Source organism: Aquabacterium sp. (assembly GCF_021768455.1).
Classification (GTDB): Bacteria; Pseudomonadota; Gammaproteobacteria; order Burkholderiales; family Burkholderiaceae_C; genus Aquabacterium.
The window spans coordinates 1-6,053 of sequence record NZ_JAIZVX010000196.1 but is presented as its reverse complement, the minus strand read 5'-3'; the positions used below and the strand labels follow the sequence as shown (position 1 = coordinate 6,053).

Sequence of the window (6,053 nt, the reverse complement as noted above, 5' to 3'; positions counted from 1 at the left end):
GCCGGTGCATGCACCGGCTTTTTTCTTGGGCGCCCGCTTCGATCAGGGCTTGGTCTGCTTGAAATCTCCAGCCACCCCCAGGACAAATTGTTCGGGCTTGAGGTAACGGCGCAGGGCCTCGTTCACCTGGGCCAAGGTGACTCGCTCCAGGGCTGCATCCACCTGGGCGGCCAGCTCGAAACTGCGCCCCAGGTAGAGGTTACTCACCCATGCCCCAGACAAACGGGCATCCTGGGCTCGCGCCAGACGGCGGAAACTCAACAGCCCGCGTTTGCCCGCATCGAATTCGGCTGCGGTGAAACCCTGGGTCAGCGCCCTGTCCACCTCCTGACGAAATGCCGCCTCGACCTTGTCTCGGTTTTGGGGTGCAAAGATCGCCGCAGCCACCCATTCTGAATGGCGCTCCTGCGGATTCCATTTCACCGCGCTGTACACGTTGTAGGACAGGCCCTCCTTTTCGCGGATGCGATTCCAGAGGCGCGAATCCCCACCCGAGCCAAGCAGGTGATTGGCCAGCATAAAGGCCGCGTAGTCCGCATCGGTATCGGTCAAAGGCAGGGCCAGCTTGACCGACATGGCCGCATTCTGTTTGTCCGGCGTCGGCAAGACCAGGCGCGCCGGTTTCGCCGGCTGGATGGGTTCCGGGATGCGCGCAAATGGCTCGGCACTGGTCCAATCTCCCAAGGAGGCCTTGAGCGCCGCCTCGACCGCCGCGGCATCGAAATCCCCCACCGCGGCAAACTGCGCATGACTGGCCGCATAGAAGCGCTGATGGAAGGCCTTGACCTGCTCCATCTTCAATGCCTTCAAGGCCGATTCGGTTTCTGCAAAGGTCGGGACGTAGCGCACATCACCCGCCGGATACGGGTTGTCATGCCGGGCCAGGGCCTCCTGCAGCACCGCCTCCGGCTCCTTGCTCTGCTCCGCCAGACCCGCCAGCGACTGGCGCAGCACCTCGTCCAGGCCCGCAGCCGGCAAGGCCGGCGACCGCAAAGCCTCCACCACCAACTGGATCAGTGCCGGGAGGTGATCGCGACGGGTGCTCAGGCTCACATTGAGCTGCCCGGGCGCGGAGGCAAAACCCACCTCGGCCTGCAGGGCGTCCAGCTTGTCTTGCCATTGCTGGCGGGACAAGGTCGAGGTGCCCTTGTCCAGCATCGCCGCCAGCACATCGGGCGCCTCGCCCCAATGGGCCAGGCTGTCTGCCGTGCCGAAGCGCAGGGTCAGGTTGGCCTTGACGGCCTGACCGCGGGTGGACTTGGGCAGCAACGCCACCTGCAGCCCCGAGGGCAGCGTGAAGCGACGCGTGCGAGCGTCGATGTTGGCCGGGCTGGCGTCAAAGGCCTCGGCCTGGGCTTCGGCCACCTGGGGCTTGAAGGCCTCGAGCGCCTTGGCCACGTCCACGCGGGCGGGCACGGCGGCGCGCTCGGGCGCGGCGGTCGGCACATATTCACCCAAGGTGCGGTTGGAAGACACGAAGGCGGTTTGCGCCACGCGCTGCACATCGGCCAGCGTGATGGCCTTGACCCGGTCGCGGGTCAGGAAAAAGAGACGCCAATCGCCCTGCGCCACCGACTCCGACAGCGCCACGCCGATGTGCTGCGGATCGGTGAAGCCGTTGTCCCACCCCTTGAGCCACTTGGCCTTGGCGCGGTCCAGTTCTTCCTGCGTCACCGGTTGGCGCGCCACCGACTCCACCACGTCCAGCAGAGCCTGGCTGCTGTCCGTGAGCGATTGCTCGGGGCTCAGTTGGGCGCCAAAGAGGATGAAACCGGGATCGGCCAGCCCTTCGGAGAAAGCAAACACCGACGCCACCAGCTGCTTGTCCGTCAGCGCACGGTGCAGGCGGCCCGAAGGCGTGTCACCCAGGATCAGTGACAGCAACTCCACCGCCGCGTAATCGGGGTGCGCGCCGGGCATCACGTGATAGCCTGCGAAGATCAACGGCACGCCGCCCACCCGGCGCAGCGTCACCGAACGCTCCCCATCCTGAACCGGGTCCAAGGTGTAGAGCGGTGGCAGCTTGCGCGTCGGCTTGGGGATCGCGCCAAAGTCCTGCTGAACCCAGGCCAGCACCTTGGCCACATCGAACTTGCCCGAGACGATCAGCGTCGCGTTGTCAGGCTGGTAATACCGGCGGTAGAAGGCCTGCAGCTGGCCAATGTCCACGCCCTCGACGTCGGCCCGGGCACCGATGGTCGACTTGCCGTAGTTGTGCCACTGGTACATGGCCGAGACGGTCTTCTCCATCAGGATGCGACCCGGGTCGTTCTCGCCCATCTCCATCTCGTTGCGGACCACGGTCATTTCGCTGTCGAGGTCCTTGCGGGCGATGAAGCTGTTGACCATGGCATCGGCCTGCCAGGACAGGTACCAGCGCAGGTTGTCTTCGTTGGCCGAAAAGCTGGCGAAGTAATTGGTGCGGTCGTACCAGGTGCTGCCGTTGGCACGGAAGCCCCGCTTGTTGAAATCGGCCCAGACCTGCGGGTTGCGCGGCGTGCCCTTGAACAGCATGTGTTCCAGCAGGTGGGCCATGCCGGTTTCGCCATAGCCCTCGTGGCGTGAGCCCACACGGTAGGTCATGTTCACCGTGGTCGTGGGCTTGGAGTCATCGGGGATCAGCAGCAGCTGCAACCCATTGGGCAGGCGGTATTCGCTGATGCCCTCGACCGTGGTCACGGCCTTCAAGGGGACTCGGGCTGGCTGCAGCACCGAGGCGCGCTGCCCCGCCACCGTCGCGGCAGCGGCCACACTCACCTGGAGGCCGCCCAGCGAGGCGGCAATCAGCCAAGGCAGGAGACGCCACCGCCAGGTGGGGGTTGTCATCGGGGCACGGCTGGACACGGATCGCGAAAGAGACAATGGCATGGGCGGCTCGAACAGGTCACATGGCGGACCATCGTGGTCCGGATGAGGCTCAGTGTAGGGGTGCGGCCAAAGGTTCCATGCTCACCGCGCATGAGCACATGCGGGCCGCAAGCCAGCGCCCCATCCACAGGAGCGAAACAGGCTTACTTGGCCGCGGGAGCCGTCACCTTCGGCGCCAGCATCACGCGGGTCTTGCCACCGGTGGTCACCAGGATCACGGCGTCGCCAGGGTTCAGGGTCTCGCTGCCCTTGGCCTGCACGATGGCACGGCGCTCGCCATTGCTCAGTTGCAGCAGGATTTCGATGGCGTCTTCGCGGGTGCCGAAGCGTTCGGTGGCGTTGCCCACCACACCGCCCACCACCGCGCCAACGATGCCGGCCATGGCAGAGCCACGCGGGTTGCCGGTCGATGCGGCACCGGCTATGCCACCGACCACCGCGCCCGCCGTGCCGCCCAGGCCGCTTTGGCTGCCCTCGACCACCACGGGCCGGACATTGAGCACCACGGCATCGGCCACCTGCGACATGCGCTGGGCATCGCCAGGCTTGATGACGTCGGGGCTGGTGGTGGAACAGGCGGCCAGGAAGGCCAGGCTCAGGGCGGCCAGCAAGGTGGCCGTGGTCGACAGTTTGGTACGCATGGTCAGGTCCTCAGTTCCCGAAGGGACAACGCCTCGCTGGCGTCTTGGTGAAGACTCTAACGCAGCACCCCGCCAGCCCGGCTGACAGGGTCTGCAAAGCTCGGTGAAGCCGCCACAGGCACGGTGACCCTCAGCGGCATCTCCGGCCTATATCGCCGACTCACATCGCCGACTCAATCGTCGATGCCCAGTTCCTGGATCTTGCGTGTGATCGTGTTGCGCCCGATGCCCAGCTTTTGCGCAGCCTCGATGCGGCGGCCACGCGTCAACTCCAGCGCCGTGTGGATCAGGCTGGCCTCGAACAGGCGGGTGAGCGTGTCCCACACCTCGGGCTGCCCGGCTTCCAGGCGAGCCCGCGCCTCACGTTCGAGGTCCTTGAGCCAGTTCGGCACACCGGCAGGCGAGTCGCCCGCCACGGCAGCGGGCATCCCAGTCGGCATCCCACCCAAGGGGGCTACCGCGGGAAAAGACACGGTGGCGGCATGGCCGAGCGGCTCCACCGGCGCCCCAAAGGTCTCCACATGCGCGGCCGATGGCAGCACCGGGGCACGCAGTTCGGTCGGACCATCGGGCTGAGACCAGCCAGCCACCAGGGGCTGCACCGCCTCGACGGCCGGCGCCTGGAGCGGCGCGGCCTGTGGCACCGAGGTCACGGCCGGGATGCGGCCATCGAGCAACTCGGGTGGCAGGTCCTTGGTTTCGATGACCTGGGCCGGCGCCATCACGGTCAGCCAGTGGCAGATGTTCTCGAGCTGCCGAACGTTGCCGGGGAAATCGAAGCCCGCGAGGCGCTGCAAAGCCGCCTCGGAGATGCGCTTGGCCTCCACACCCAGGTCCTTGGCACTTTTCTGCAGGAAGAAGCGGGCCAGGGTCGGGATGTCTTCGCGGCGCTCGCGCAAGGCCGGCAAGCGCAGGCGGATCACGTTCAGGCGGTGGAACAAGTCCTCCCGGAACACGCCCTGGCGCACGCGGTCTTCCAGGTTCTGGTGGGTGGCGGCGATCACGCGCACATTGCTTTTGAGCGGGTGGTGACCACCGACGCGGTAAAACTGCCCGTCGCTCAGGACCCGCAGCAGCCGGGTCTGCAGGTCAAACGGCATGTCGCCGATTTCATCCAGGAAGAGCGTGCCACCGTCGGCCTGCTCGAAGCGGCCACGGCGCATGGTCTGCGCGCCCGTGAAAGCACCGCGCTCGTGACCGAACAGTTCGCTCTCCAGCAGGTCCTTGGGGATGGCCGCCGTGTTGATGGCCACAAAGGGTCCGTTGCCGCGCGGGCTGTGCTTGTGCAGCGCGCGTGCCACCAGTTCCTTGCCGGCGCCAGATTCGCCCGTGATCAGCACCGTCACATTGCTCTGGCTCAAGCGGCCGATGGCGCGGAACACGTCCTGCATGGCCGGGGCCTGCCCCAGCATCTCGGGCATCTGCGTGACGCGCTCGTCGATCACCTCTTCGCGCACGCTCTCGTCCACCGCCCGGCGGATCAGCTCCACCGCCTTGGTCAGGTCGAAGGGCTTGGGCAGGTACTCGAAAGCGCCGCTCTGGAAGGCCGAGACGGCGCTGTCCAGATCGGAGAAAGCCGTCATGATGATGACGGGCAGGCCAGGCAGGCGTGCCTTGACCTTGCTCAGCAGGTCAATGCCCGAGCCGCCCGGCATGCGGATGTCGGACACCAGCACCTGGGGCTCTTCCTCATCCAGCGCCAACAGCACATCACGCGGATTGGTGAAGCTGCGCACAGGCAGGTCTTCGCGGGCCAGTGCCTTTTCAAGCACGAAGCGGATGGATTGGTCGTCGTCAACGATCCAGATGGGTTTCATGCTGACCTGAGGTGATGGCATCCCTGCTCTCCTGACGGGCCAGCACGGGGATCATGGCAGCGGTATCAGGATCCTGAATACCGTGCGCCCCGGCTCGCTCTCGCATTCGATGGTGCCTTGATGCTGTTGAACGAAGGTTTGCGCCAGGGTGAGCCCCAACCCCGATCCGCCTTCCCGCCCTGAGACCAGGGGGTAGAAGATCCGATCGCGGATGGACTCCGGAATACCCGGGCCGTTGTCCTCGATATGCAAGACCAGTGCCAACCGGTGCAAGGTCCGGTTGATGGTCAGGCGGCGGGCCACCCGCGTGCGCAAGGTCAGCACGGCATCGCCGCCCTGGATGCGATCTGCCAGGGCCTGCGCCGCGTTGTGCGCGATGTTGAGCACCGCCTGGATGAGCTGCTCGCGGTCGCCACGGAAATCGGGCAGGGAGGTGTCGTAGTCGCGCCAGACCTTCAGCCCCTTGGGGAACTCGGCCAGGATCAGGGAGCGCACCCGCTCGCACACCTCGTGGATGTTGACCTCGCTGACCAGATGCGGCCGGCGGTGAGGCGCCAGCAGGCGATCCACCAGGGCCTGCAGCCGGTCGGCCTCGTGGATGATGACCTGGGTGTACTCGGTCAGCGACTTCGACTCCAACTCCATCTGCAGCAGCTGCGCCGAACCCCGGATGCCGCCCAGCGGGTTCTTGATCTCGTGGGCGAGGTTGCGGATCAGCTCCTTGTTG

4 protein-coding genes are annotated in these 6,053 nt (G+C 66.2%); all 4 read right to left on the bottom strand.

All coding sequences use genetic code 11. The annotated features are described in order from the left end of the window. Positions 1-42 precede the first annotated feature (42 nt). Positions 43-2,826, bottom strand: coding sequence for a pitrilysin family protein (locus tag QZ994_RS18200; protein WP_290876976.1), 2,784 nt, complete (start codon positions 2,824-2,826; stop codon positions 43-45). 185 nt (positions 2,827-3,011) lie between these two features. After that, positions 3,012-3,509 (bottom strand): glycine zipper 2TM domain-containing protein, encoded by a 498-nt coding sequence (locus QZ994_RS18195; RefSeq protein WP_290876974.1) that lies wholly within the window; start codon positions 3,507-3,509, stop codon positions 3,012-3,014. Between the two features lie 173 nt (positions 3,510-3,682). Continuing rightward, positions 3,683-5,326 carry a nitrogen regulation protein NR(I) gene (gene ntrC / locus QZ994_RS18190; protein WP_290876972.1) on the bottom strand — a complete coding sequence of 548 codons (1,644 nt, stop codon included), beginning with the start codon at positions 5,324-5,326 and terminating at the stop codon, positions 3,683-3,685. Between the two features lie 51 nt (positions 5,327-5,377). Beyond that, positions 5,378-6,053 (bottom strand): nitrogen regulation protein NR(II) (gene glnL / locus QZ994_RS18185; RefSeq protein ID WP_290876969.1); only part of this gene is annotated, 676 nt, incomplete at its 5' end.